Source organism: Janthinobacterium aestuarii, from assembly GCF_051380835.1.
Classification (GTDB): Bacteria; Pseudomonadota; Gammaproteobacteria; order Burkholderiales; family Burkholderiaceae_D; genus Janthinobacterium; species Janthinobacterium aestuarii.
This window is the reverse complement of record NZ_JBNYXU010000006.1, coordinates 222,395-248,783: the sequence shown is the minus strand read 5'-3', so window position 1 is coordinate 248,783 and position 26,389 is coordinate 222,395. Positions and strand designations below refer to the sequence as shown.

Here is a 26,389-nt window from a genome sequence, read left to right as displayed (position 1 = left end):
GGCCATGCGACTGCGTCCTTCGATGGTCGTTCTGCACCGCTGGTTCGGCCTGGCGGTGGCGCTCTTTCTTTTCGTCTCCGGCCTGACGGGCGCCGTCATCTCGTGGGATCACGAACTCGATGCCTGGCTCAATCCGCAGCTGTTCCACGCCGCCAGCGGCGCGGACGCGGGGCCGGCAAAGCCGGGCCTGGAACTGGCGCGCCAGCTCGAGGCGCAGGACCCGCGCCTGCGCGTCAACTACACGCTCACGGCGCTCGAACCCGGCCACGCGGCGCTGATCTCGGTGGAAGGCCGGCTGAACCCTGCTACCGGCAAACCGTTTGAACCGGGCTTCAACCAGGTAGCCGTCGATCCCGTCACGGGCGCCATCCAGGGCACGCGCCAGTGGGGCGTGGTCTCGCTGACGCGCGAAAACCTGCTGCCTTTCCTGTATAAGCTGCACTACACCATGCACATCCCCGATGGCTGGGGCATCGAACTGGGCGTTTGGTTCATGGGCATCATCGGCATCGTGTGGCTGTTCGATTGCTTCATCGCGCTGTACCTGTCGTTCCCGAACTGGCGCAGCTGGCGCAAGTCGCTGGCCTTCCGCTGGCGCGAAGGCGGCCACAAACTGAACTTCGACCTGCACCGCTCGGGCGGCGTGTGGCTCTGGTTACTGCTGCTGGTGCTGGCCGTCACCTCCGTGTCGATGAATTTGCAAACCCAGGTGATGCGTCCCCTGGTGGCGAAGTTGTCCACCCTCAGCCCGAACGCCTTCGACAGCCGCTCGCCGCAGCCGCCCGACCAACCCATCGAACCGTTGCTGACGCGCGAACAGGCGGTGGCGCTGGCCAGGACGGAAGCGGCAAGGCGCGGCTGGACGCTGCCGGCCGGCGGCGTGTTTTACTCGTCGAGCTACGGCCTGTATGGCGTGGGTTTCTTCGAGGCGGACAATGACCATGGCGACGGTGGCCTGGGCAATGCATGGCTGTACTTCGATGGCCGCGATGGCAAGCCGGCTGGCGGCGTGGTGCCCGGCACGGGCAGCGCGGGCGACATTTTCCTGCAAGCGCAATTCCCGCTGCATTCCGGCCGTATCCTGGGCCTGCCGGGTCGCATCCTGATTTCCGCCATGGGCCTGGTGGTAGCCATGCTGAGCGCGACGGGACTGATCATCTGGCTGCGCAAGCGCCGCGCACGCGTGCGGCAAACCGGCAAGGCTGCCCATGAAGCACATCAGCTTCATATCACCTTCAGCAAATAGGCGCGGCAAAACGCCACACGGCGGCGCAATTGGGCAACACTGGCCACCCGCCCCCTCGCCACGAAAGCAGTCCATGCGCCGCCTTGGCGCAAGGCATCCTGAAAGCCATCCTGCACACGGATGCCACGCAGATGTAAGCGTTTGTAATGACCGTCAACGGCAGCGATCCGGGGCGCGTTTTATGCTCAGTGACACGGGAATCATCCCGGCACCAACAGACATACCAGACAAACCACCACTGAGGACTGCACCATGAAAAAAGTAATTGCTACCCTGATCGCCGGCCTGTTCGCAACCGCAGCCTTCGCCCAAACCCCGGCAGCACCTGCAGCCGCTCCGGCAGCCTCGGTTCCTGCCAAAGTGGAAGCGGCCCACACCAAGGCCGTCGTGAAAGCCGATGCCAAGGAAGCGCAAGCCGTCGTCAAAGCGGATGCCAAAGAAGCGAAAGCAGTCGTCGCCGCAAAAACGGAAGTCGCCAGCGCCAAAGCGGAAGCGGCTACCACGAAAGCCAAGGCACACCACAAGGCCAAGAAAACCAAAGCCAAGGCTGACGAAAAGCTGGCATCGGCCACCGCCGAAGCGGCACCAGCAGCAGCCAAGTAATTCCGACACCCTTTACTGACCACACACACCAAGGATCTCATCATGAAAAAAGTCGTCGCCACCCTGATCGCCAGCCTGTTCGCCACCGCCGCTTTCGCCCAGGCGCCAGCCGCTCCTGCCGCCACGCCAGCGACGCCTGCCGTCGCAGCCACCCCAGCAGTCAAGGCAGAGGCACCTGCAGTCAAGGCCGAAACGCCAGCAGCCGCCGTCAAGCCGGCGGAGCACAAGAAAGCCAAGCATCACAAGGCAAAGAAAGCCGCGCCAGCCGACAAGGCAACGCCTGCGGAACCAGCAGTGCCGGCAGTACCAGCAACGCCAGCCAAGTAATCGCGACGCATAAATGAAAAAGACAGGGTTTTCCCTGTCTTTTTTTCGTCCGTTTTTCGTCCGCTTATTTAGGCATCAGCACCGAGTCGATCACATTGATCACGCCATTCGACTGGTACACGTCATAGGTGCTGATGTTGGCGCTGTTGCCGCCTTCGTCCATCACCACGATGTTGTGCATGCCGTTCATGGCGAACATCAGCCTGCCGCCGCTGGCCGTGGGCAAGGTGGCTTTACCGTCATGCATCTTGATTTCCTTGGCCAGCGCCTTGAAGTCGTATTTGCCGGGTACCACGTGGTAGGTGAGGATTTTCGTCAGGGTCGCCTTGTTTTCCGGCTTGACCAGGGTATCGACGGTGCCGGCCGGCAGCTTGCCGAAGGCCGCATTCGTCGGCGCGAACACGGTGAATGGCCCCTTGCCTTTCAGGGTGTCGACCAGGCCGGCCGCCTTGACGGCAGCGACCAGGGTCGTGTGGTCGGCCGAATTGACGGCGTTGTCGACGATGTCCTTGGACGGATACATGCTCTGGCCGCCGACCATGGTCGTCATGTCGGCGGCAAACGGGGCGCTGGCGGCCAGCATGGAAGTGATGAACAGTGCTGCGGGAACGAAGGTGCGCATGATGGTATCTCCTGGATGACTGCGTTTGCGTGATTGCAGGAGTATTTACGCGGTGGGACGGGGATTGGATGCAATTTATTTTTTGATCTGGTCTGGGTTGGAGGCGCGGGTGGTGTCGGCTTACGCGCTATGCGCTAAGCCGACCTACCGCGCTACGGGCTAAGCCGACCTACCGCGCTGTATGCCAAGCCGGCCTACGCAAGCATAAAAAAACGGCGCCGTGCAAAGCACGACGCCGTTTTCGGCAGGTTTATCGCCGCGGACCGGAAACTAGTTGGCCGCGACCTGCGGCTCCGTCTCGCCCCAGCCGCCGCCCAGGGAGCGGATCAGCGCCACCGTGGTGACGGCGCGGTTGCCGCGCAATTGCACGGCGTTGCGCTCGATGGCCGCCAGGTTGCGCTGCGCGTCGAGCAGGTCCAGGTAGCTGGAACGGCCAGCGTCGTACAGCTTTTGCGCCAGGTCGGCCGAGCGCCGCGCAGAGACGACGGCTTCGTCGATCTGCTGCGTCTGGCCCGACAGGATGCGCAGGCCGGCCAGGTTGTCTTCCACCTCGGCGAAGGCCACCAGCACGCTCTGGCGATACGTCGCCACCGACTCTTCCAGCTGCGCTTCGCTGCGGCTCACAGCAGCTTTATTACGGCCACCGTCGATGATCGGCATCGACATCAGGGCGCCCAGCAGCCAGGAACGGCTGCTCCACTTGAAGATGTCCGAGAAGGTATCGGACGCGCCGCCGCCGGAGGCGTTCAGGGTCAAGGCCGGGAACATGGCCGATTTCGCCACGCCGATGCGCGCATTCGACGCTTCCATGGTGCGCTGCGCCGACGCGATGTCGGGACGGCGTTCCAGCAAGGAGGACGGCATGCCGGCCGGGATCACGGGCAGGAAGCCGCTATCCTGCAGCGGGTTGACGGTCGCCGTGAAACTGGCGGCAGGTTTACCCAGCAGGACAGCCAGCGCATGTTCGCTGGTGGCGCGCTGGCGCTGCAGGCCGATGGCTTCGGCACGCACGGTCGACAGCTCCGTGCGGGCACGCGACAGGTCAAACTCGCCGATGTCGCCCAGGTCATAGCGGCGCTGGTTCACATGCACGCTTTCTTCACGCAGGCGCACCGTCTGTTCCAGGGTCGCCAGTTCGGCGTCCGTGGCGCGCAGCTGGAAGTAGGTCTGCGCCACGTCGGCCTGCAAGGAAAGCAGCACCGAGCGGTAAGTCGCTTCCACGGCCAGCGCATCGCTGCGCGAGGCGCTGACATTGGACGCCACGCGGCCGAACAGATCGACTTCGTAGCTGGCCGTCAGGTTCGCCTGGTAGACATTCGTGGCCGCCACCGGCGCGCCGTTCGGCAAGCCGAGCGACACGGCGGAAGCGCGGTTGCGCTGGCCGCCCACGTTCACGCCCACTTGCGGGATGCGGTCCGCTTCGGCGATGCCGGCAATCGCCCTCGCCTGCTTGACGCGGGCGGCGGCGATGGCCAGGTTGGCATTCGCTTGCGTGGCTTCGTTGATCAGGCCAGTCAAAGCCGGATCATTGAAAGCCAGCCACCACTCGCCGCGCGCCTGGCGCTCGGCGGGCACGCCCTGCTTCCAGCGCGTACCGTCGGCCGCCGTCTGCACGGCGGGCAAGGTTTGCGCTTCCTTGAACGCGGCCGGCGTCTCGATCTGCGGCTGCTTGAACTCGGGCGCCGCGCAGGCGGCCAGCAGGACTGCGGCGGCCATGGCGGTCAGCACGGGCTTTACGCGCCAGATGATTTCCTTGGTTTTCAATATATATCTCCTTCCAGGTCCAGCGCTGGCGCGGCGACAGGCTTGGCGGCAACGGCGGCTGGTTTTTTCTCAAAACGCTGCGCCAGAGTGCGCAGCAATACATAGAACACAGGCGTCAGGAACAGGCCGAAGAAGGTCACGCCCAGCATGCCGGCGAAGACCGCAACGCCCATGGCATGGCGCATTTCCGAACCGGCGCCGTTCGAGAACACCAGGGGCACCACACCCATGATGAAGGCGATCGACGTCATCAGAATCGGACGCAGACGCAGACGGCACGCTTCCAGCGCCGCTTGCACGACAGTGCGGCCATGCTCTTCCAGTTCACGGGCGAATTCCACGATCAGGATCGCATTCTTCGACGCCAACCCCACCAGCACGAACAGCGCGATCTGGGTGAACACATTGTTGTCGCCACCGGTCAATTTGACACCCAACAGCGCGCACAAAATCGACATCGGCACGATCAGAATCACGGCCAGCGGCAGGGTCCAGCTTTCGTACTGGGCGGCCAGCACCAGGAACACCAGCAGCACGCACAGCGGGAACACATAGATCATCGTATTGCCGGACAAGATGTCCTGGTAGGTCAGCTCCGTCCATTCATACGAAATCCCCTGCGGCAGCACTTCCTTGGCAATGCGTTCCAGCGCGACTTGCGCCTGGCCGCTCGATACGCCAGGGGCGGCGCCGCCATTGAAATCGGCTGCGGCGTAGGCGTTGTAGCGCTGCACGCGGTCAGGACCATAGCTGTCCTTGACGCGCATCAACGACGACAGCGGAATCATCTCGCCCTTGTCATTGCGTACCTTCAGCTGCGCGATATCCTGCGCATGCGAACGGAACGCCGCGTCGGCCTGCACGCGCACCTGGTAGGTGCGGCCAAACTGGTTGAAGTCATTCACGTACAGCGAACCGAGGTTGATCTGCAAGGTCTGGTAAATCGTTTGCAGCTGCACGCCCATCTGCTTGGCTTTCACACGGTCGACGTCGGCGAACAGTTGCGGCACGTTGATCTGGTAACCAGAGAACACGCCTGCCAGTTCCGGCGTCTGGTACGCTTTCGCGGCCAGTGCCTGGGTGGCGTTGTACAGCGCGTCGTAACCGAGGTTGCCGCGGTCTTCGATCATCATCTTGAAGCCGCCGATGGTACCGAGGCCGTTGACCGGCGGTGGCGGGAAGACCATGATGAAGGCGTCCTGGATGCCGCCCAGGCGCTTGTTGATCTCGGCCGCAATGGCGCCGCCCGACAATTCCTTGCTGCCGCGCTCGTCGAACGGCTTCAAGGTGGCGAACACGATGCCGGCGTTCGGCGCATTGGTGAAGTCGTTGATCGACAGGCCTGGGAAGGCGATGGTCGATTCCACGCCAGGCACCGACTTGATGACGTCGGACATGCGGCGCACGACATCTTCCGTGCGGTCCAGCGACGCGGCATCAGGCAATTGCGCAAAGCCCACCAGGTATTGCTTGTCCTGCGCTGGCACGAAGCCGGCCGGCACGGACTTGAAGGTGAAGATGGCGGCAATGACCAGCAGCGCATACACGCCCAGCGAAGCGCTCTTGCGGCCCAACACGCCTTTTACGCCCGCTTCATAGCGGTGCGAAGCGCGGCCGAAGAAGCGGTTGAACCAGGCGAAGAAGCGGCCGAAGACCATGTCCATGCCGCGCGTCAGCGCGTCTTTCGGCGCATCGTGCGGTTTGAGCAGCGCGGCCGACAGGGCTGGCGCCAGGGTCAGCGAGCTGAAAGCGGAGATCACGGTCGAAATGGCGATGGTCAGCGCGAACTGGCGATAGAACTCGCCGGACAAACCAGGCACGAAGGCGATCGGCACGAACACGGCGCACAGCACCAGGGCGATGGCGACGATAGGACCGCTGACCTCTTTCATGGCCTGGATGGTGGCGTCGCGCGGCGACAAGCCCTCTTCGATATTGCGCTCGACGTTTTCCACCACCACGATGGCGTCATCGACGACGATACCGATGGCCAGCACGAGGCCGAACAGCGACAGCGTGTTGATCGAGAAGCCAAAGCCCAGCATCACGGCAAAGGTGCCGACGATGGAGACGGGAACGGCCAGCAGCGGGATGATCGATGCGCGCCAGGTTTGCAGGAAGATGATGACCACCAGCACTACCAGGGCAATGGCTTCGAGCAGGGTATGGATCACGGCTTCGATGGACGAGCGCACGAACTGCGTCGGGTCGTACTCGATGCGGTATTCCACGCCTTGCGGGAAGTCTTTTTTCAGTTCCTCCATCTTGGCGCGCACGTCGGAAGACAGTTGCAGCGCGTTGGCGTTTGGTGCCTCGAAAATACCCATGCCGACGGCCGGATTATTGTTCAGCAGGGAACGCAGCGAATAGCTGTTGGCGCCCATTTCCACGCGCGCCACATCCTGCAGGTGCGTCACGGCGCCGTCGGCGTTGGTGCGCACGATGATGGCGCCAAATTCCTCGGGCGTCTGCAGACGGCCCTGGGTATTGACGGTCAGCTGGAAGTCCGAGTTCTTCGCTGGCGAGGCGCCGATCACGCCGGCCGCCACCTGCACGTTCTGCTCGCGAATCGCGTCGACGACGTCATTGGCCGTCATGCCGCGCGCCGCCACCTTTTGCGGGTCGAGCCAGATGCGCATGGCATAGTCGCCCGCGCCGAAGATTTGGATGTCGCCCATGCCGGACAAACGGGCCAGCTGGTCCTTGACGTTCAGCACCGCGTAGTTACGCAAGTACATGTCGTCATAACGCTTGTTTGGCGAGACCAGATGCACCACCATGGTCAGATTGGGCGAGGACTTGACGGTCGTCACACCGATCTGGCGCACTTCCTCGGGCAGGCGCGGCAAGGCACGCTGCACGCGGTTCTGCACCTGCGTCTCGGCCTGCTCGACGTTGGTGCCGATCTTGAAGGTCACGGTCAGCATCATCGCGCCATCGGACGTGTTTTGCGAGGACATGTAGAGCATGTTCTCGACGCCGTTGATCTGCTCTTCGAGCGGTGCGGCCACGGTTTCGGCGATCACTTTCGGGTTGGCGCCCGGATACTGCGCGCGCACCACCACGGATGGCGGCACGACGTCGGGATATTCGGAGATGGGCAGGCCGAAAATCGACAGCAGCCCGGCCACGAATATGACAATCGACAGCACCGCCGCGAAAATCGGCTTGTCGATGAAAAAGCGGGAAAAATTCATGTTTATTCCTTGGAAGTCGATGCTGCTTTAGCAGCGATCTTGGCGTCTTTTGCTTCAGGTTTTGCGGGGGCAACCGGTGCGGTCGGGTCAAAATCCATCGCCACCATTTGCGGCGTCACGGGCGCACCCGGGCGCACGCGCTGCAAGCCGTTGACGACGATCTTTTCGCCCGCTTTCAAGCCTTCGCGCACCACGCGCAAGCCGTCCGAAGTCGGGCCCAGCTTGACGGCACGGTATTCGGCCTTGTTGTCGGCGCCCACCACGTACACATATTTGCGGCTTTGATCCGTGCCGACGGCGCGGTCGCTGATCAACAGCGCCGTGCTTTGCGCCTTAGGGCCATTGCCGCCGTCGAGCTGAATGCGCGCGAACAGGCCTGGCACCAGCTGGCGCTCGGCATTGGCGAAGGTGGCGCGCATGCGCACGCTGCCCGTGGCCGGGTCGAGCTGGTTGTCGACGAATTCCAGCTTGCCTTCATGCGGGAAACCCGTTTCATTGGCCAGGCCCACTTTGACGGTGACGGGCGTGCCCTTTTGCGCCGTGCCGGCCACGCGCAGATACGTATCTTCATCGCCGTCGAAACTGGCGTAGATGCGGTCCGTCGAGACTACCGAGGTGAGGATGGCGGAAGCGTCGATCAGGTTGCCGACGGTGATTTCCGCCTTGCTGACGCGGCCGCTGATCGGCGCCTGCACCTGCGTGTACGACAGGTTCAGTTTGGCCGCTTCATACGCGGCTTGTGCCGAGCGGGCGTTGGCATCGAGCTCTTTCAGGCCCGAAGCCTTTTCATCGAATTCGCGCTGGGCGATGGCTTTTTCAGCCAGCAGCTTTTCAGCACGCGACAGTTCCAGCTTGGCCAGTTCCGCCTTGGCGCGGGCCGAAGCGGCAGTGCCTTCGGCGCGCGACACTTCGGCCTGGAATGGGCGTGGATCGATGACGAACAGCACATCGCCTTTTTTCACTTCGCTGCCCGGCTTGAAATTGACGGCGGTGATGAAGCCGCCGACGCGCGAACGGATTTCCACGCGCTCGATCGCTTCCAGGCGGCCCGAAAATTCCTGCGTTTCCGTGATCTGTTTTTCAACGACAGCGGCGGCCGAGACAGGCGGCCCGCCGGCTGCCGGTGCATCGGGCACCTTGCTATTGGCCGTATCGCAGCCAGCCAGGCTCACGGCGACCAGTCCTGCCAGCGCGAGCGAGGCGGCCAGGGGCTTGAGCAGAGTCGAAAATTGTTGAACGTTTTTCATTTTATTTCCCTGTTTTATGAAAATTTCTAATGGTATGGACGGCAGGAAGCAACCCAACTGAAAAAGTGAATGGTGGTGCCATGGCGCCCGACGGCGCTCGATCAAAGGTAAACAGGCCGCCAGCTGCTTAAAAGCGGACGGGGACGACGAAGCCGGCCGTGCGAGCGCACAACGCAGACAAGATGGGAACTACACTGCGTAGTGTAGCAACCGAAACTCAAAAAGTAAACCGATTAGTGTAATTTTTTCTGTGGTACCGCGAATGGCGGCATCATGACTCGGGCTCCTGCCCCAGTCCAGCGACAAAGCTGGCGATTTCACTCAATACCTGCACCTTGCACGCACACTCATTGCGCGCGCCCGCATCCTGCAGCGGCGCGGCGGCCATGCGCCGCACGGTGGTCTTGATGCCGCAGGCGATCAATTTGCTGCCGTATTGTTCAGCCTCGTCGCGCAATGGGTCGTCTTCGCTGGACAGGATGAGTGCCGGCGGCAGATTCTTCAGGCGGCTCGACTGCAATGGCGACGCGTACGGATGGGTACGGTCAGCGGCATTCGGCAAGTAGCCACGGTAGGCGGCGGCGCATTGATCAGCCACTTCCGCCAGGTCAGGACAGCTCGGCAAGGTGCGCATGGAGCAGGTCGACAGGCCGGGGTCGAGCATGGGCATGATCAGCACCTGGCCCGCGAGGGGCGGTCCGCCCCGGTCGCGCGACATCATGGCGCACACGGCGGCCAGGTTGGCGCCCGCTTCGATGCCCGATACCACCATCTGCTTGCCCGTCCAGCCCAGCTTGGACTTGTTCTTTTTCGCCCACAGCAGCACGGCATGCGCGTCTTCCACGGCGGCGGGAAATGGCCGCACCTTCGCCAGCGTATAGTTCGCGGCCAGCACCACGTGGTCCGGATTGCTCAGCACGAGACAGCGCAGGAAGTCGTCCGCGTCGTCCAGGTCGCCATCGACAAAGCCGCCACCATGGAAAAAGACGATCAGGCTCGATTGCTTGGCGCCCGGCACACCGGCCGTGTAGACGCGTGCGGCGAGCGCATCCTGCGCGCCCTGCACCTGGATGTCGCGTATCTTCAACGCCTGGCCAGGTGCCAGCTCGGCCGCGGTGTCGGCAAAGCTCATTGCGCCACTACCGGTTGCACGGCGACATCAAGCACCGTGTCGTTCAGGCACAACAGGGCAACGCCGCCCACTTCATGGGTCAGGGCGCTATAACCGCTGGCTTCGCTTTGCGCCGCCATTGAGTATGCATCCGTCGATACCATCGCGGCCAGAGCAAGCGAGCTCATAGCGAGAGCGAGCACTGCAAAGATTCCATTCCGATGACCCATGATTTTTCTCCTGTGAACTTCCTGCGGCAATCAATTTATGCTGCAGTACAACAACTATAGACTTGATCTACAATCTGATAAAGAGTGCAATGACGAATTGATTGTTCAGGATTCTGAATAATTAGGCATAAAATGATAGGAAATCAAGTGAACAAGCTGCAAGCCATGGAAGTTTTCATCCAAGTCGTCGATGCGGGCGGCTTTACGCGCGCGGCGGAAAACATGCAGCTGCCGAAAGCCACCGTATCGACCCTGATCCAGTCGCTGGAAGCGAGCCTGTCAGTTAAATTACTCAACCGCACCACGCGCCACGTCAGCATCACGTCCGATGGCGCCGCCTATTACGAACGCTGCGTGCGCATCCTGTCCGACGTGCGCGAGGCCGAGGAATCGCTGTCGCGCACGCGCTTGAGTCCCAGCGGGCGGCTGCGCGTGGATGCGCCCACGGCCCTGGCCAGCGAACTGATCATCCCTGCCCTGCCCGATTTTTTTGCCCGCTACCCGGACATCTCGCTGGAACTGGGTTGCAGCGACCGTCCCGTCGACCTGATCGAGGAAGGCGTCGACTGCGCCGTGCGCGGCGGCGAATTGGGCGACCTGAACCTCATCGCGCGCCGGGTCGGCGTGCTGCACTTCATGACGTGCGCCTCGCCCGGCTACCTGGCGCACCACGGCACGCCGCTGCACCCGGACGACCTGCCCCGGCACCGGGGCGTGAATTTTTTCTCCGCCAAGACGGGCAAGACCTTCGAGTGGGATTTCACGCGCGCTGGCGAACGCATCCAGATCGCCATGCCCAGCCATATCGCCCTGAACGATTCAAACGCCTACACGGCTGCCGGCCTGGCGGGCCTGGGCATCGTGCAAATGACGCATTTCATGCTTGCGCCGCTGATAAAACAGGGCAAAATGGTAGAGTTGCTCAGCGAATGGGAATCCGACCCGTTGCCCATCCACGTGATCTATCCGCCCAACCGCCATTTATCCGCCAAGGTGCGCGTGTTTGTCGAATGGGTCGCCGACATGTTTACCAACCACCCGGCCACGCAGCTGAAGGGCAGGAACACCAGCCCGAGCCCGCGCGCCACCCTGACCGAGGCCCAGCCATGACCGCAGCAAGCACATCGCCCCACCGCATCGTCTTTCTCGACCGCGACAGCCTGATCGCCACCGTGCGCCCGCCCGCCTTCGACCACAGCTGGGAAGAGCATGCGCACACCAGGGGCAGCGAACAGACGGTGTCCCGACTGCAAGGCGCCATCATCGCCATCACGAACAAAGTGCCGCTGCGCGCAGCCGAACTGGCGCAACTGCCCAAGCTCCAGATGATCGCCGTGGCCGCCACCGGCACGGATATTGTCGACCTGGCCGCCTGCCGCGAGCGGGGCATCGTCGTGGCGAATATCCGTGACTATGCGCGCGCCACCGTGCCCGAACACACCCTGGCCCTGATGCTGGCCCTGCGCCGCCAATTGGTCGCCTACCGCGCGGACGTGGAGGCGGGCCTGTGGCAGGCGTCCGAGCGCTTCTGCCTGTTCGACCACCCGATCCGCGACCTGGCCGGCAGCCGTTTGGGTTTGCTCGGCTACGGCGCCCTGGGAAAGTCCGTGGCGCAGCTGGGACGCGCCTTCGGCATGCAAGTTATCGTGCACAACCGTTCGCCCATCGCCGAAGACGGCGTGAGGCAAGTGAGCTTCGATGAATTGCTGGCCACTTCCGACGTGCTCAGCCTGCACCTGCCCTTGACGGACAAGACGCGCAACATCATCGGCACGGCAGAACTGGCACGCATGCAAGCGACATCGCTCCTGATCAACACGGCGCGGGGCGGCCTCGTCGATGAAGCGGCGCTGGCCGAGGCCTTGACCAAGGGCGTGATCGCCGGTGCCGGCTTTGACGTGCTATCCAAGGAGCCGCCCCTGCCGGACAATCCGCTGCTCAATTTGCGCCTGCCCAACTTCATACTCACGCCGCACACGGCCTGGGCCAGCGGCGAGGCCATGCAAAAGCTGGCCGATATATTGATCGGCAACGTGGAAGCGTTCGAGCGGGGTGCGCCCACGAACGTGGTCGCATGAGCGTATTGAACGAACTCGACGAGCTGCTGGGCCTGGACAGCGACGAGTATGACCGCCTCGACCTGTTTCACGAGGCGGACGAACTGATCGGGCAACTGCAGCCCGACGACGTGCCCGCGTTGCTGGCATTGTGGCAGGCGCGCAGCCTTTGCTGGCAACAGCGCTACACGCAGGCAAGCGCCAGTATCGACGGCGCCGTGCTGCGCGCCCTGCTGGCGAGCTTGCTGCAGCTCAAGGAGACGACCCATGGCGTGCTTGAACTGATGAGCCGGCTTCCGCCCGTGGCCGACAACTCTCCGCTCAGCGAAGCCCTGCTCGATTACGCCCAGCAAGCCTGGCATGCGGCAGCACCCGCGCGGCACCGGCAAATCCAGATGAGCTGCTGGAGTTGCGGGCTGTCGGGCCGGCTGCTGAAGCGGCTCGGTGTGTCTTCCTGGAAGGAAGCGGGACTGTAGTCACCTACGATGCGGCAGGCCTCTCAAACGAAAATCCCGGCGCATACGCGTGATAACCGTCGAAATCGCCCTTGCCGATAGCCGCGCCTGCGCTGCGCGCAATCGCATACGCCATGCCAAAGTGGAAATAGAAATTCGGCACAATGTATAAATTCAGATATTCGTCGGCCGGCAGCGCGATATCGGCGAAACCGGCACGGTCGCGGCAGATGCGCCCGCGCGGCCCGTCAAAGCGCTCCGAGGGGATGGACTTGAGGTAGCGCATGGTCTGCGCGATCTGTTCCTGCAAGCTGGCGGCAGTGCTGAAATCGGCTACCTCCAGCCCCGCCAGCGGACAGCAGCCGCGCAGCGAAAAACTCACGGCCGCGCGCACTTGCTGGGCGAACGGCAGCATGTCCGAATGCAAACGCGCCGCCAGCATATGCGGCTCGGTGCCGGTCTTGTCGAGCATGGCGGAAAGCTGCGCCAGCGAGCGGCAAAAGATGGTGGCGGGGTCGATAAGCATCTCGTCCTTCATGACTGGATCTCCTGCGCTACGATCTGCTTCAACACACGGATCAGCCTGCGTTCATGACGGCCCACGGCGGCCCAGTCCCAGGCATCGGTCGGACCGAATTCCGGGTAATGGGGTTGCCATTTTTCCGCGCGCTTCTGCGAATTGGCGCCCACATGCGACGCCAGGCCCTTGCCGTTGGACAAGCGAAGATACACGCGGATGACGCCCCAGCCTTCGCACACATGGCGGTACGTGAGGCCGCCGCACTTGGCCGGATCGAGCGCGATACGGCGCGGGGCAAACTGCCCGCCCATGTCCGGGTAATGGACGGCCAGGAGCACCTCGCTGGCCCCTTCGGCCTCCAGCCTGGCCGCATACGCGCACAGCTCGGCCGGCGAGTGGAAATACAGTGTTTCCTGTTCCGGCGCCGAATACACCTGCGCCACGGCCGCGCCGGGCTTGGCAAAGATTGCCGCGGCCATGGCCGCGATACCTGCTGTTGATAATGCCACTGTGCCTGCCTTTCCTGTTGCCTGATGGTTGCGCCATGCGCCGTCATCCTAGCATGGCATCAGCGCCGATGGCGGCTGAAAAACTCCCAGATGACCTCATTCGCGTCGATGGCGCGCGTGGTCTTGCCGATGGGCAGGCCGATATTGAAAGCATCGGCGCCCGGCCATGTGTGGCCACCCTCCTTGACCGTGATCAAAGCAACGCTGGCGCCGCCGGCACCCTGCTCCAGCCAAGTTACTTGCGTGGCGTCGCCGGCAGGGCCAGGAATCTGGCGCGGCTGCGGCGCGGCGCCTACAATGCCGTTGTGCTTGCGCCAGTAGTCGAACGTGCCTTCTGCCGACAGGTAGCTGGCGGCCTTGCCCTCATGCAGCACGACCTTGTCGGCCGTACCTTGTATCAACAGCATGCCGACCTTGTCCGTCTTTTTATGATGCTGCAGCACCGGTTCCGGCATGGGCGCCCCCACCGAGGCGACGGCCGCAAAGTGTTGGGGCAGCTCGGCTGCCAGGCGCAGGGCAAAGAAGCCGCCGCGCGACAAGCCCGTGGCATACACGCGCTTGTCGTCGATGCGGTAATTCTGCTTGAGCCTGGCCAGCATGGCTTGCGTAAAACCGACATCGTCCGTGCCCGCCAGGTAATCCATGCCGAAACCCACGTTCCAATCCTGCTTGATGCCTTGCGGATACACAACGATGAACTGGTGCCGCTCAGCCATCTTGTTCATCTGTGTGTACAGCATTTGTTCCGCCATGCTCATGCCGCCGCCATGGAAATTGAAGATGACGGGAAAGGCCTGCTGCGGAGCTTTGTCGTAGGCGGCGGGCGTGTAGACGATGTAGCGGCGTTTTTCCTCCTTGTGCTGCAACGATTGCACCTGGGCCAGCACGGGCGTGCACAGGCAGGACAGGATCAACAGGCTGATGGCGATTTTCATGGACTTCCCTTCACGATAAAGAGCAGCCAGCATAAGCAGTGGCAGGTGAAATCGCGGTGAAATCCAGCGTCTTTATTGTGCCTGGGTCGGAAGGATAGCGACACGATACTGCGTCGCACCGGGGTCGAAAACAATGTCCCAGTGCATGGCGTGGGCCAGGCGCTGCAGCAGGTTCTGGCCATGCGCGAAGCCCTGGACGCGCCGCGGCTGTCCCGCTTGCACAGTATTGTCGATGCTCAGGCAATCTTGCGCGAACACAATGCTGATGCGGCAAGCGGGGCCGCCATGGAACAGCGCATTCGCCAGGCAATTATTGATGAGCAACATCGTCAGCTGTCCATTGCCAACCACCTCTAGCCGCTCGGGCAAGTCCAGGGTCAGCAGGCTAGCATCCCAGGGATGTTCGTCCAGCAGGCGCAGCAGGCATTGCTCGATACAGCTGCGTAACTCCACCATTTCGCCAGGCAGTTGCTCGGCCCGCGCCAGCGCGAACAGCACGTCGATGGTGGCGCGCATCTCGTCCGTGGATTGCCGCAGCTGCGCCTGCCCTTCCAGCGTCACGGGATGCGCACCGGCCAGTGCCAAGGTGTTGTGCATCAAGGTCAGCGGCGTGCGCAATTCATGGCTGACGTCGCGCGCGAAGGCCTGTTCGCGCTGCAAGACCGCCTGCAGTTCGACAAACGTGGTTTCCAGGCGGCGCGCCAGGAAACCGATTTCGTCGGGACGGTCGCGTTCGCTGAAATGGACGGCGCCGCCGGGCGCCAGCTGGCGCGCTTCCTGGGCCAGGCGCTGCAGGGGCAGCACGAGGCGCCGCGCCAGCCAGTACGCCAGCAGCAAGGCCAGGGCGATCAGCGCCAAGGCCACGCCCAGCACGACGCCGCCTACTTCCCGCGCCAGGCGCTGCACCACCAGCACAGGCGCCACGTCGGCCAGCAGATAGCTGCGCTGGGGCTGTCCAGCGGCAACGAGGTCCAGCGCCAGCACGTGATAATGCTGGCCTGTCGTGGTAAACACTTCCCCGCGCGGGGCGGACGGCGGTACTTGCGCACGCACCGCTTGCGGCAAGTCAAGGTAGCTGCCATAAACCGTGATGAGGTCGCTGCCAGAGGGCGTAAGCTTGCCGTGCTGCTGCCAGCGCATGCTGACGGCCGCCGCTTCGCGCTCGAGCAGGCGCTGCACCAGCATGTCTTCTGTCACATAGGCGATCACCAGCGCCAGGCCCGTGTAGCACAGGCACAGCAACACGGTGAAACCGGCCAGGGCCGCGAACAGGCGCTGCCGGATCGACTTGCTCATGGAAACGCCGCAGTGTCAAACGCAAGGCGGTAGCCCAGCTGCGGTATGGTCACCAGCATGCCCGCGCCGCCGGCCAGTTCCAGCTGCTTGCGCAGCGCGTAGATGTGCGATTTGAGCGCATCGCTGTCGGGCGGCTGGCTGCCCCACAGATGCTGCAGCAAGGCCGAACGCGACACCGCGTGCGGATGCTCGCGGCACAGCAGCAGCAATATTTTAAAACCCGTCTGCGTCAAAGGCAGCGCCACGTCACCGAGCAGGGCGCGTCCTTCGCGCGTCTGCAAGGTAAAGGAGCCCACGCGCATTTCCTGGTGCACGTGCAGCTGGTGCCGGCGCGCCAGCGCTTCGCAGCGCAAGACCACTTCGCGCAAGTCGAACGGTTTGCTCAGGTAATCGTCGGCGCCGTCGCGAAAGCCGCGTGCCTTGTCTTCATATGCATCGCGCGCCGTCAGCATCAAGATCGGCACATTGCTGGGCGCGCCCGCCTTGATGGCGCGGCACACTTGCAAGCCATCGATGTCGGGCAGGTTCAGGTCCAGCAGCACCACGTCATAGCTGTTGCGCGTGGCCAATTGCACGGCCAGCGCCCCCGTGCCCGCATGATCGTTCTGCCAGCCCAGGCCGTCGAGGAAGTCGAGCACCTGGCGCGCGATGGCCAGGTGGTCTTCCACCAGCAATATGCTCAAGGGCAAGCGATTCATGGAGTGCCGGCAATGCGCGCATACAGCCAGAAGTTGCCGGACCTACCGCGAATTTGCCGGTAGCAACGCAGATAGCCTTCACGCTCGAAAGCGCAGCGTTCGAGCACGCGGATCGAACGTTCATTGCTCTCCAGTACGGTTGCCTGGATGCGCAGGAAGCCCAGGCGCTGGAAGCCCCAGTCCATGACCGACGCGGCGATGGACGTGGCCACGCCCCGCCCCCATACGGCAGGAGACAGATCGTAGGCGATTTCCGCCGTGCGGTGCTGCGGGGAAATGGCATTGAAGCCGATGGTGCCCACCAGCTGGCCGCCGTCGCGCAGCACGATGGCCAGGCGGATGGGCGACGCTGGCTGGGCCGAGGCGTAATCATCGAAATTGGCCTGCAGATCGTCGACGCAACGCAAGTTCCAGCTCGTATGTTCCACGACAACAGGATCGGCCAGGTAGGCATACCAGGCGGGCGCATCGCTGCGTTCCAAGTGGCGCAACGTCACCAGGGCATGATCCGACCTGGGTAAATCGACAGCTTTCATTGCTTTGCATCCTCCTCAGGCTAGCGGGCAATCGGCGGCCAGCCAGGATGTAAAATCATTGGCAAGCCGCTCGAAATCGTCGCGTTGCATGGAACCGTGCCCGACCAGATACACGGCGCGGTCGCCATCATCGAGGGCCAGCATGACGGCGCGCCCGCCGCTGTCGTCGCCGATGGCGATGAAACCCGGGCATGACAGTGGCGTGTCGTAGGTGGCATTGCGCTCCACCAGACTGCCTGCGCCGTACAACAGGACCTGCTCGCCGCGGACACTTTCCTGCCAGCCCTGGAGAAAACGCAGGTAATACGCCGGCAAAGCGCGGCCCAGCCAGTGCTGGAACGCTTCGACTTCCTGCAGGTTCACGCGGCATCCTTGCGCCGTGCTTCCCACGTACGCCGCAGCAAGCCGTACAGGGCCGTATCGCTGACGTGGCCGGCGACGATCCAGCGTTCCGGCAGGAAACCTTCCTGCTTGAAACCCTGGCGTTCCAGGGCGCTGGCCGAAGCCGTATTGAGCGGGTCGATATCGGCTTCCAGGCGGTTCAGGTTGCGCTCGATAAACGCGTATTCCAGCAACGCCGACAAGGCTTCCTGCATATAGCCCTTGCCCCAATACGGGCGCGCCAGCGCATAGCCGATTTCGGCACGGCGGTTCTGGCGGTGCTCGGAAAACAGGCTGCAGCTGCCCATGTATTCGCCCGTCGCCTTCAGCGTGACGGCGAAGCGGAAGAACTCCTCGCTTTCGAAAGCGGCGATGTCCTCGGCAAGCTTGCGCGCGGCGATGCTGGCATCCTGCCATGGCGGTTCGCTAAAATAGCGCATCACTTCGGGATCGGCATGCATGGCGAAAAAGGCTGCTTCATCCGATGGTTGCGGTTTGCGCAGGATCAGGCGTTCAGTGGTGATGGTTTTCATGTAGGCCATGCGACTCCAATCGAAGGTTCAAACGGGCAATGCTTATTATTCCATGCAACTATAACGAAGTGGCAATTTTGTGACGGCGCTTTTAATGTACTATGGCAACATTGTTCGCCATATCATTGATGCAACTTCATGATCCGCTTATGCCCGCAGTAAAAGAAGCAGCACATACCGACGCCGTCCCGGCGCAGCCCGAAGTCTTGAGCAAGCACAAGCGGCCGGTCATCGTCTGGGCCAGCATCGCCTTCTTTTGCATGTGCGCCATGCTGCTTGGCATGACCATCTGGATCGTCTGGTCTTCGCGCGAAGTACGCTTGCACGAAGCGAAGGCGACGACGGAACACATGGCGCGCACCCTGGCGACCCAAGCGTACATGGAACTGGAAGTCGCCGATGTGATGCTGGAAGATATCGTCGAGCACATCCGCAACGAAGGCAATAGTGACGCGACCGGCGAGCGGCTGCAATCGCATCTGCAGCAGCTATCGAAAAATATCGTGGAAATTGCCGGCGTCTTCATTTTTGACAGCCGCGGAGACTGGCTGGCCAGCTCGTCCGGCGCCGGGCAGGACGGCAACAATGCGGACCGCGACTACTTTACTTATCACAAGACGCATGCGCAGCTGGGCAGCCGCATCAGCGCGCCCGTGCGCAGAAAATCCAGCGGGCAATGGGTATTGCCCGTGTCGCGCCGGGTGGAATTGGCGGACGGCTCCTTTGCGGGCGTGGTGCTGGTCACCCTCGGGCTCGCCTCCTTCGAACGCATCTACGATAGCCTCAACCTTGGCAATACGGGCACGGCCTTCTTTGCGCTCGATGACGGCACCTTGATCTACCGCCGGCCATTCCAGCCCGGCGTCATCGGCATGGATATTTCGTCGGGTGCGGTCCTGCGCGCCTACCGCGAAAAAGGGCCTGTCGGCACGGCCATGATGACGGCGAAGGTGGACGAGATCGAACGGCTGTACAGCTATCGCCACCTGCAGCGCTTTCCCGTCATCGTCGCGGCGGGGCTATCGGAGGAAGATATTTTCGCCGAATGGCAACGCTTGAGCATGCAAATCGTGCTGGCGTCGCTGGCGGCAGGCGCGGCGCTGATCTACCTGTTCGGCAAGCTGATGCGGCAGATTGCCGTACGCGACCGTATCGAAGCCAGCCTGCGCGTGGCCACGACGGAGTTGCAGCACGTGAATGCGGATCTGGCGGCGCGAGCCTCGCAGGATGGCTTGACGGGGCTGGCCAACCGCCGCTGTTTCGACGAAACCTTGGCGCATGAACTCAAACGCGCCCAGCGCAGCGGGCACGCGGTATCGCTGATCATGCTCGACGTGGATTTCTTCAAGAAATTCAACGATCAGTATGGCCACATGGCGGGCGACGAGTGCCTGCAAGCGGTTTCCGGTGCTGTGGCGTGCAGCGTCGGCCGGGCCGAAGACCTGGCGGCCCGTTACGGCGGTGAAGAGTTCGCCGTCATCATGCCCGGCACGGGCGCGGCGGGCGCCCTGGAAGTCGCGCAAGCCATCCGGGCGGCCGTGGAAGCGCTGCAGATTCCCCACGCGGCCAGCGCGAACGGTGTCGTGACCGTCAGCCTGGGCGCGGCCACGCTCCAGCCTGGCCAAGACCGCCCCACGGATTGCAGCGAGCTGATACGCGAGGCCGATGCCTTGCTGTACCAGTCGAAAAACACGGGCCGCAACCGCGTCAGCGGCGGCGTACCAGCAGCATGAGACCGCTTATGTCCGGGAAAAGAATCGCCCTCACCATGCCGCTGTCCCTCATCGCACTGGCCGTCTGGCTGGGCTTGAGCCTGGGCGGCCGCTGGCTGGAAGCCGCTGGCTACGCCTTGCCGGGCGCAGCCGTCACCGGCCGTATCGGCCTGTCGTGGGCGCTGGCCGCACTGTTCGCACTGGCGCTGCTGCTCGCGTCAAGCCAGCGCCGCGAAGCGGGCCTGTGCGCGCCGCAGCCATGGAAAACGCTGTGGCTGGTCTGGCCGCCTCTGCTGTATGCGCTGCTGATGCTGTTGCTTGCCTGGGCCGGCGGCTGGCCGCAGCCGCGCGTGCTGCTGATCGTCGCGTGCAATGCGGCGCTGGTGGCCATCTCGGAAGAACTGATGTTCCGCGCCATCTTGTTGCAGGGCATGCTGGACCGCTACGCAGTCTGGCCGGCCGTCCTGATTTCCTCGGCGCTGTTCGGCCTGGCCCATACGGCCAACGGCCTGGCCACGGGCGACGTCAGCGGCGCCTTGTGGCAAGCCGTGGCCGCCACCTTGCAGGGCGTCGGCTATGCGGCCATCCGGCTGCGCACCCGCTCGATATGGCCGATGGTGCTCGTGCATGGGCTATGGGACTACGCGCTGGTGACGGCCACCTTGCCGAACCCGGCCGAAGACGGCGCATCTATCCTGCCATACGTCGCCCTGCTGGCCGTGCTGCCCTTGTGCCTGTACGGCGTCTACCTGCTGCGCCCGAGCCAGCGCGCGGCCATATCGCAACCGCAGCCATAATGTCGCGACAAGCTTTTTCATCCATTGAGCAAGAAGATGGCCGCGCGTAAGGACGGCTTGACAGCGCGGCCCATCGCATGGCATCGTTCAGCCATGCAATCGCCACGCCCTCCCCTGCCATCGATTATTGCCGCCATTCCAACGATGGTGGCTTAGCAGCAGTGTGATTGCCAAAGCCGCCTGAGAGGCGGCTTTGATGTGCAGTCACTGGTCAAACCGTCTCGCAGGCTTCATTTCTTTTTTAGCGAGCGACCATGTCCATGACTTCCAGCACCACCGCTTCCCCCACCCTGCACCTCGTCTGCGGCAAGATTGCTTCCGGAAAATCCACCTTGACGGCCCGGCTGGCCAGTGCGCCACAGACCGTGCGCATCAGTGAAGACAGCTTGCTGACGCAGCTGTATCCGGGCCAGATCGCCAGCCTGGCCGACTATGTGGCCTGCGCGGCGCGGCTGCGCGCGGCCATCGCCCCTTTGGCCCTGCAAATGCTGCGGGCGGGCGTGTCCGTCGTGCTCGATTTTCCCGCGAATACGCCGGCCAGCCGCGCCTGGATGCGCGAGCTGTTCCAGCAGGTGGGCACGCCGCACGTGCTGCATTATCTCGACGTTTCGGACGAAGAATGCAAGGCGCGCTTGCGCCAGCGCAATGCCAGCGGGCTGCATCCGTTCTCCACCAGCGATGCGCAATTTGATGAAATCACGCGCCACTTCGTGCCGCCCGACTCTTCGGAAGGTTTTTACATCGTTCAAACAAGCAGTTAATGTTTCCTGGCTGCCCGGCGGCAGGAGCTTGTGCACTTTCGACCAAGCTGCTTTTTTGACATGCCTTCGTTTCGGCTGATACTCTGCATGTCTCACAATAAGAAACAGGACAGCACTCGGTGAAAATAATGAAGTTCGCCGGCAGCGGCCTGGCCATTCTGCTTGCCTTGCTGGCTGGATCCGCACAGGCGCAATATGCGTCGGTCGATGCCACGCGGACAAAGAACGAGGCAGCGGCCACATTGATGCTTGAGTCCTTGAAAGAGACCAGGTACTGGATCGTTCCCAATCCACAAGCCATCTCGCGATATGAGTTCCAGGAATTGGACGAGGACGGGAATCCCGCTGGAAAAAAATTTGTCGTCACGGAAACGACGAGTTTCACCGTGCATAGCTATGTAGATAAAGACTTCCGGCGCTATGCGCGGATCGTCTTCGAAGATGACAAGGACGCGGCGCTGGAGCTCTCCTTCTATCTATTCGAGTCCAGGCCGGGGCCGCTGACGCTATTTCGCAATGTATACGATCCGGCCAGACGCTCGCGGTTGGATTTTGTCGAGTATCTTTTCACCTCGCCGCCCAAAGATATCGATAGAGCGGAGGCCAAAGAAGGCATCCTGGAAATTGCCTTCCAGACCGCCCTGCTAGCCAAAGGCGACGTCAACATTGGCATGACCGCGAAACAGGTACGCGCCTCCGGCTGGGGAAAACCTGTCAGCATGCAGAAAAAGTCCGATGTGGTCGGCGCGCACGAAGAGTGGCGATACGAAAGCAGGCGTTCCTTGCTTTTCACAAATGGCAGACTGGCCTCCATCCGGCGCTGATACGCGACAGCACGGCCAGGCAATTGCCGCCCCACTGGCCTTAAAACGTGCCCGGCAGCAGGATCTTTTTATCCACCTGCTGCAAGTCGCGCAAGCCGCAAAAGGCCATCGTCAGGTCCAGTTCGTTGCGGATGATCTCCAGGCATTTGGTCACGCCCGGCCCGCCCATGGCACCCAGGCCGTATAAAAACGGGCGGCCGATGTATACGCCTTTCGCGCCCAGGGCCACGGCCTTGATCACGTCCTGGCCCGAGCGGATACCGCCGTCCATATGCACTTCGATCTGGCTGCCGACGGCGTCGACGATGGCCGGCAAGGCTTCGATCGACGATTGCGCGCCATCGAGCTGGCGCCCGCCGTGGTTCGAGACGATCAGCGCGTCGGCGCCGCTTTCGACGGCCAGGCGCGCGTCTTCCGGGTCCATGATGCCCTTGATGATCAGTTTGCCACCCCAGCGCTGCTTGATCCATTCCACGTCGGCCCACGACAGGCTCAGGTCGAACTGCTGCTGCGTCCAGGCCGACAGCGACGACATGTCGGACACGGACGTGGCGTGGCCGACGATGTTGCCAAACCCCCGGCGCTTCGTGCCCAGCATGCCCGCCACCCAGCGCGGCTTGGTGGCCATGTTGATGATGTTCGGAATCGTCAGCTTCGGCGGCGCCGACAGGCCATTGCGCAAATCTTTGTGGCGCTGGCCCAGCACCTGCAAGTCCAGGGTCAATACGAGCGCGCCGCATTTCGCCGCCTTGGCGCGGTCGATCAGGCGATTGATGAATTCACGGTCCTTCATCACATACAGCTGGAACCAGAACGGCTTTGTCGTGTTCGCCGCCACGTCCTCGATCGAGCAGATACTCATGGTCGACAGGGTGAACGGCACGCCGAAGCGCTCGGCCGCCTGGGCCGCGAGGATTTCGCCATCGGCATGCTGCATGCCCGTCAGGCCCGTGGGCGACAGGGCCACCGGCATCGACACGTGCTGGCCCACCATGGTCGAGGCCAAGCTGCGGTTTTCCAGGTTGACGGCCACGCGCTGGCGGAATTTGATCTTGGCGAAATCGCTGTTGTTGGCGCGGTACGTCGATTCCGTCCAGGAGCCGGAATCGGCGTAGTCGTAAAACATGCGCGGCACCCGTTTCTGGGCCAGCACGCGCAAGTCTTCGATGCTGGTGATGATACTCATGCGTTTCCTCGGTCGATGGCAAGTCGGACCATGATCGTGCATTTGCCTGCAATTGTCTATCCGGCAGGCAATGCCGCCACACTTACCAAGCGCGCGCGCCGAGAATTTTCTCGCCCAGTTCAGTCAACTGCGCTTGCGGATAGCGCAGCTTTTCCTTTTCCTCGGGGTCGCCGGGAAACGCATAGCCTTGCGGCGCGCTGCGCTCGCGCCAGCTTTGCACCCGCCAGTCGCGCAGGGACTGATTGTCTTCCTGGGCCGGCGTAAAGGAAATGTATTGGGCCAGGCGCACCTGGTCCGTCGACGTGTTCGGGCGGATGCCGTGCGCCAGCAGGCTGTTAAAGATCAACAACTCGCCTTTCTTCATGGCGATGAATTCCATCGGGTACGGCACCGTCGCCAGGTCTGGCTGCCATGGATTGCGGTCAAGCGGCACGGTCTTGCGCCACGCCAGCAAGTTGTTGAACAATTCCGGATAGCATTGAAAACCGCCGCTCTCGGGCGACGTATCGGACAGGGCCAGCACGCCTTGCACGTTGACGGGCAGCGGGTCGAGCGTGGTGTCGGCATCCCAGTGGATGAAGCCGCCAAACTTGCGCTTGCCATTGTTCGGCGTGTTCAGGTTGGCGCGGTCGATCGTCACCCACAAATCCTGACGGTCCCAAATGTCGACAAAGGCGTCGACCACGCGCTGGGTCTGGCGGTTATCCCACAGGGTCTGGTTGTGATACGCCTCGACCATGCCGGAACCATTGAGTTCCTTCATCGCGTGGTCGCGCAACTGGTCCTGATTCCAGGTGGCGGGGTCGTTCTCGTTGAGTCCCTGGAATTCCCACAGGAAATCCGTTGTACGGCGCACCTGCTCGGGCGACACGGCATCCTTGACGATGACGTAGCCATAGGTTTGCCAGTGCAAGAAGTCGCTGTCGGACAGCACGCGCAACGGCAGCTGTTTTTGTATGTCGCGCAACTGGGTTTGTTCCGTGTAGGCCACGGACGGGTTGCCGGGACGGTCTTCGCCGTATTGATATCGGTCTTGCATCGCTGTCTCCTGTGTTGGTGTGAGATAGATTGTGCTTCAACCGAGCCAAGCAAAATGCGCGTTGAACGGCCAATACTGATACTATCCTCACCATCAACCCCTTCAAAACGTCACGATGACGCCTTTATTCGAACAAGTCACGATCCCGACGGGCCGCTCCTGGGGCTTGCTGTGGCGCGAACTCGATGCCATTCCCTTCATCTGGCATTACCACCCGCAGTTCGAGCTGACCCTGACCGTCAATGCCCGGGGACAGCGCTACATCGGCGACCACTTGGGCGACTTCGAACCGGGCGATCTGGTGCTGCTGGGGCCGAATTTGCCGCACACGTGGTCGGCCAGCGAGCGCATCGACAGCGCGCAACCGATGCTGGCCGTCGTCGTGTGGTTTTCGCTCGAGTGGGTGGAGCAGCTGGCGGCCTGTTTTCCGGAGTTGCACGGCGTGCGGCAACTGGCGGCCCGCGCCGGTCCGGCCCTGCATTTTTCAGCGGACGCGAGCGCGCGCTGCGCCCGTCAACTGCTGCAACTGAACGCCCTGCCCGTGCCGCAGCGCCTGCCGCTGCTGCTCGACGTGCTGCTGGACCTGGCGGCCGATGGTGCCGCGCGGCCGCTGGCCTCGCAAGCGCAGGCGCCGGTGCATGCCGATGGGCAGCAAAAGCGCATGGCCATCGTGTTTGACTTCATGCACGCGCATTTCCGGGAAGAGATCGCAGTGGAGACATTGGCGCAGCGGGCGGCCCTGTCGCTGGGCGCGTTTCACCGCTGTTTCAAGCGCCACGCGCATTGCACGCCGGGCGAATACCTGGCGCGGCTGCGCATCGGCCGCGCCTGCCAACAACTGATCGAAAGCAATCTCGCCATTGCCGTCATCGCGCAAGAGGCGGGCTACCGCAACCTCGCGCATTTCAACCGCCAATTTCGCGCCGCCAAGCACGTCACGCCGCGCGCGTTTCGCCTGCAATACCGGCGCGGCGCCAAAGACCTGTCGTAAATCCGTTCGAAAACGAAAAAGGGGATCAGATTTTACAATCTGACCCCCAATATTCTGGTGCGGCTGGCAGGAATTGAACCCACGACCCCTTGGTTCGTAGCCAAGTACTCTATCCAGCTGAGCTACAGCCGCCTAAGACAAGATTATAGCAGGGCTTTGCAGAATGGCAAAGGGCGCCGTGCGGATATTTCACAATTGCCCAGGTCGCCAACATGGCCCCCGCTTGCCGCCATCAGGACGAAAAAAACCCGGAAAGCGAACTTTCCGGGTTTTTTTCACTACTGCTGATACTGGTGCGGCTGGCAGGAATTGAACCCACGACCCCTTGGTTCGTAGCCAAGTACTCTATCCAGCTGAGCTACAGCCGCAAACTCTGACACACTTCGCCGGACGGCACGAAGCTTGAAACTTTCATCAAAACGAAGCGAACTTCATCATGGCAATACTGGTGCGGCTGGCAGGAATTGAACCCACGACCCCTTGGTTCGTAGCCAAGTACTCTATCCAGCTGAGCTACAGCCGCAAAACTTCGACAACATTCCACGAACAACATGGAGGTGAAACTTGTTACAACAAAACCAGGCAAAGTCTGATTTTCAGTATTCTGGTGCGGCTGGCAGGAATTGAACCCACGACCCCTTGGTTCGTAGCCAAGTACTCTATCCAGCTGAGCTACAGCCGCGCAGGCAAACATTATAGCGTATTCATTTCGCTTTGAAAAGTTCGATTTTTCAATCGCTTAGCTGATTTTGCAGAATACCGCCCCGCATGATCGACTACCTTTTCGCTGCCAAAAAGCGCACGCCTTTTTA

At 62.3% G+C, this 26,389-nt stretch carries 27 protein-coding genes and 4 tRNA genes; 11 read left to right on the top strand and 20 right to left on the bottom strand.

The annotated features are described in order from the left end of the window. The first annotated feature begins 10 nt into the window (after window positions 1-10). From ACQ4WO_RS17700 to ACQ4WO_RS17690, 3 genes are all read left to right on the top strand, one after another. Entirely contained in the window at window positions 11-1,246 is a 1,236-nt protein-coding gene (locus tag ACQ4WO_RS17700; protein WP_436482704.1) for a PepSY-associated TM helix domain-containing protein, read from the top strand. 252 nt (window positions 1,247-1,498) lie between these two features. Then, a complete protein-coding gene (locus tag ACQ4WO_RS17695; protein ID WP_070304634.1) occupies window positions 1,499-1,849 on the top strand; it encodes a hypothetical protein in 351 nt (116 codons plus the stop codon). 42 nt (window positions 1,850-1,891) lie between these two features. Continuing rightward, window positions 1,892-2,176 (top strand): hypothetical protein, encoded by a 285-nt coding sequence (locus tag ACQ4WO_RS17690; RefSeq protein WP_436482556.1) that lies wholly within the window; start codon window positions 1,892-1,894, stop codon window positions 2,174-2,176. Between the two features lie 64 nt (window positions 2,177-2,240). Here ACQ4WO_RS17690 and ACQ4WO_RS17685 read toward each other — a convergent pair whose 3' ends face one another. The 6 genes from ACQ4WO_RS17685 to ACQ4WO_RS17660 all read right to left on the bottom strand — a co-directional run bounded on the left by ACQ4WO_RS17685 (window position 2,241) and on the right by ACQ4WO_RS17660 (window position 10,257). Further along, window positions 2,241-2,798: a fasciclin domain-containing protein gene (locus ACQ4WO_RS17685; protein ID WP_436482555.1), complete on the bottom strand. Its 558-nt coding sequence runs from the start codon at window positions 2,796-2,798 to the stop codon at window positions 2,241-2,243. Between the two features lie 270 nt (window positions 2,799-3,068). Next, window positions 3,069-4,514, bottom strand: coding sequence for an efflux transporter outer membrane subunit (locus ACQ4WO_RS17680; RefSeq protein ID WP_128143326.1), 1,446 nt, complete (start codon window positions 4,512-4,514; stop codon window positions 3,069-3,071). Between the two features lie 44 nt (window positions 4,515-4,558). Then, window positions 4,559-7,759, bottom strand: a complete 3,201-nt coding sequence (locus ACQ4WO_RS17675) for an efflux RND transporter permease subunit (RefSeq protein WP_436482554.1) — start codon at window positions 7,757-7,759, stop codon at window positions 4,559-4,561. A 2-nt stretch (window positions 7,760-7,761) separates the two neighbouring features. Next, entirely contained in the window at window positions 7,762-9,006 is a 1,245-nt protein-coding gene (locus ACQ4WO_RS17670) for an efflux RND transporter periplasmic adaptor subunit (RefSeq protein WP_436482553.1), read from the bottom strand. 271 nt (window positions 9,007-9,277) lie between these two features. Further along, window positions 9,278-10,138: an alpha/beta hydrolase gene (locus ACQ4WO_RS17665; protein ID WP_436482552.1), complete on the bottom strand. Its 861-nt coding sequence runs from the start codon at window positions 10,136-10,138 to the stop codon at window positions 9,278-9,280. Further along, entirely contained in the window at window positions 10,135-10,257 is a 123-nt protein-coding gene (locus tag ACQ4WO_RS17660) for a hypothetical protein (protein WP_436482551.1), read from the bottom strand. Before ACQ4WO_RS17660 ends, ACQ4WO_RS17665 begins: the two co-directional genes overlap by 4 nt. 237 nt (window positions 10,258-10,494) lie before the next feature. Here ACQ4WO_RS17660 and ACQ4WO_RS17655 point away from each other — a divergent pair, with 237 nt between their 5' ends. Genes ACQ4WO_RS17655 through ACQ4WO_RS17645 form a run of 3 tightly spaced genes read left to right on the top strand, consistent with a single transcriptional unit; the run spans window position 10,495 to window position 12,880 of the window. After that, a complete protein-coding gene (locus ACQ4WO_RS17655) occupies window positions 10,495-11,457 on the top strand; it encodes a LysR family transcriptional regulator (RefSeq protein ID WP_436482550.1) in 963 nt (320 codons plus the stop codon). Further along, window positions 11,454-12,425, top strand: coding sequence for a D-2-hydroxyacid dehydrogenase (locus ACQ4WO_RS17650; RefSeq protein WP_436482549.1), 972 nt, complete (start codon window positions 11,454-11,456; stop codon window positions 12,423-12,425). The genes ACQ4WO_RS17655 and ACQ4WO_RS17650 overlap by 4 nt, the downstream gene beginning before the upstream one ends. Beyond that, the gene (locus ACQ4WO_RS17645; RefSeq protein ID WP_436482548.1) at window positions 12,422-12,880 is read left to right on the top strand and encodes a hypothetical protein; all 459 of its coding nucleotides are present in this window, start codon (window positions 12,422-12,424) and stop codon (window positions 12,878-12,880) included. The genes ACQ4WO_RS17650 and ACQ4WO_RS17645 overlap by 4 nt, the downstream gene beginning before the upstream one ends. 4 nt (window positions 12,881-12,884) lie before the next feature. On the opposite strand, the gene ACQ4WO_RS17640 is transcribed toward ACQ4WO_RS17645, so the two are convergent. The 8 genes from ACQ4WO_RS17640 to ACQ4WO_RS17605 form a co-directional block, all read right to left on the bottom strand. Continuing rightward, window positions 12,885-13,397, bottom strand: a complete 513-nt coding sequence (locus ACQ4WO_RS17640) for a DUF1993 domain-containing protein (RefSeq protein WP_436482547.1) — start codon at window positions 13,395-13,397, stop codon at window positions 12,885-12,887. Further along, window positions 13,394-13,858 (bottom strand): hypothetical protein, encoded by a 465-nt coding sequence (locus tag ACQ4WO_RS17635; protein ID WP_436482546.1) that lies wholly within the window; start codon window positions 13,856-13,858, stop codon window positions 13,394-13,396. Before ACQ4WO_RS17635 ends, ACQ4WO_RS17640 begins: the two co-directional genes overlap by 4 nt. 89 nt (window positions 13,859-13,947) lie before the next feature. Further along, a complete protein-coding gene (locus ACQ4WO_RS17630) occupies window positions 13,948-14,823 on the bottom strand; it encodes an extracellular catalytic domain type 1 short-chain-length polyhydroxyalkanoate depolymerase (RefSeq protein ID WP_436482545.1) in 876 nt (291 codons plus the stop codon). 72 nt (window positions 14,824-14,895) lie between these two features. After that, window positions 14,896-16,119 carry a sensor histidine kinase gene (locus ACQ4WO_RS17625; protein ID WP_436482544.1) on the bottom strand — a complete coding sequence of 408 codons (1,224 nt, stop codon included), beginning with the start codon at window positions 16,117-16,119 and terminating at the stop codon, window positions 14,896-14,898. Beyond that, the gene (locus ACQ4WO_RS17620; protein ID WP_436482543.1) at window positions 16,116-16,817 is read right to left on the bottom strand and encodes a response regulator transcription factor; all 702 of its coding nucleotides are present in this window, start codon (window positions 16,815-16,817) and stop codon (window positions 16,116-16,118) included. The genes ACQ4WO_RS17625 and ACQ4WO_RS17620 overlap by 4 nt, the downstream gene beginning before the upstream one ends. Continuing rightward, a complete protein-coding gene (locus ACQ4WO_RS17615) occupies window positions 16,814-17,353 on the bottom strand; it encodes a GNAT family N-acetyltransferase (protein WP_436482542.1) in 540 nt (179 codons plus the stop codon). Before ACQ4WO_RS17615 ends, ACQ4WO_RS17620 begins: the two co-directional genes overlap by 4 nt. 15 nt (window positions 17,354-17,368) lie before the next feature. Beyond that, on the bottom strand, window positions 17,369-17,716 hold the full coding sequence (locus ACQ4WO_RS17610) for an SMI1/KNR4 family protein (RefSeq protein WP_436482541.1): 348 nt from the start codon (window positions 17,714-17,716) through the stop codon (window positions 17,369-17,371). Further along, window positions 17,713-18,276: a GNAT family N-acetyltransferase gene (locus ACQ4WO_RS17605; RefSeq protein ID WP_436482540.1), complete on the bottom strand. Its 564-nt coding sequence runs from the start codon at window positions 18,274-18,276 to the stop codon at window positions 17,713-17,715. The genes ACQ4WO_RS17610 and ACQ4WO_RS17605 overlap by 4 nt, the downstream gene beginning before the upstream one ends. Before the next feature lie 140 nt (window positions 18,277-18,416). On the opposite strand from ACQ4WO_RS17605, the gene ACQ4WO_RS17600 reads away from it, so the two are divergent. The 4 genes from ACQ4WO_RS17600 (at window position 18,417) to ACQ4WO_RS17585 (ending at window position 22,361) form a co-directional block, all read left to right on the top strand. Further along, complete coding sequence (locus ACQ4WO_RS17600) at window positions 18,417-20,000, top strand: GGDEF domain-containing protein (protein WP_436482539.1); 1,584 nt, start codon at window positions 18,417-18,419, stop codon at window positions 19,998-20,000. Window positions 20,001-20,008: 8 nt separating this feature from the next. Further along, entirely contained in the window at window positions 20,009-20,776 is a 768-nt protein-coding gene (locus ACQ4WO_RS17595; RefSeq protein WP_436482538.1) for a CPBP family intramembrane glutamic endopeptidase, read from the top strand. A gap of 254 nt (window positions 20,777-21,030) precedes the next feature. Then, window positions 21,031-21,537 carry a P-loop nucleotide/nucleoside kinase family protein gene (locus tag ACQ4WO_RS17590; RefSeq protein ID WP_436482537.1) on the top strand — a complete coding sequence of 169 codons (507 nt, stop codon included), beginning with the start codon at window positions 21,031-21,033 and terminating at the stop codon, window positions 21,535-21,537. 128 nt (window positions 21,538-21,665) lie between these two features. Further along, complete coding sequence (locus ACQ4WO_RS17585) at window positions 21,666-22,361, top strand: hypothetical protein (RefSeq protein ID WP_436482535.1); 696 nt, start codon at window positions 21,666-21,668, stop codon at window positions 22,359-22,361. 40 nt (window positions 22,362-22,401) lie between these two features. Here the strand turns inward: ACQ4WO_RS17585 and ACQ4WO_RS17580 are convergent, their stop codons facing one another. Next, window positions 22,402-23,547, bottom strand: a complete 1,146-nt coding sequence (locus tag ACQ4WO_RS17580) for an alpha-hydroxy acid oxidase (protein WP_436482534.1) — start codon at window positions 23,545-23,547, stop codon at window positions 22,402-22,404. Window positions 23,548-23,629: 82 nt separating this feature from the next. Then, on the bottom strand, window positions 23,630-24,586 hold the full coding sequence (locus ACQ4WO_RS17575) for a phytanoyl-CoA dioxygenase family protein (protein ID WP_436482533.1): 957 nt from the start codon (window positions 24,584-24,586) through the stop codon (window positions 23,630-23,632). 115 nt (window positions 24,587-24,701) lie between these two features. Here ACQ4WO_RS17575 and ACQ4WO_RS17570 point away from each other — a divergent pair, with 115 nt between their 5' ends. Beyond that, window positions 24,702-25,577, top strand: a complete 876-nt coding sequence (locus ACQ4WO_RS17570; RefSeq protein ID WP_436482532.1) for a helix-turn-helix domain-containing protein — start codon at window positions 24,702-24,704, stop codon at window positions 25,575-25,577. A gap of 55 nt (window positions 25,578-25,632) precedes the next feature. Here the strand turns inward: ACQ4WO_RS17570 and ACQ4WO_RS17565 are convergent. The 4 genes from ACQ4WO_RS17565 to ACQ4WO_RS17550 all read right to left on the bottom strand — a co-directional run bounded on the left by ACQ4WO_RS17565 (window position 25,633) and on the right by ACQ4WO_RS17550 (window position 26,259). After that, window positions 25,633-25,709: transfer RNA gene (locus ACQ4WO_RS17565), tRNA-Arg, on the bottom strand. Window positions 25,710-25,868: 159 nt separating this feature from the next. After that, window positions 25,869-25,945, bottom strand: a tRNA-Arg gene (locus ACQ4WO_RS17560). Window positions 25,946-26,023: 78 nt separating this feature from the next. Beyond that, window positions 26,024-26,100, bottom strand: a tRNA-Arg gene (locus tag ACQ4WO_RS17555). A gap of 82 nt (window positions 26,101-26,182) precedes the next feature. After that, window positions 26,183-26,259 (bottom strand) — tRNA-Arg (locus ACQ4WO_RS17550). Window positions 26,260-26,389: the final 130 nt, after the last annotated feature.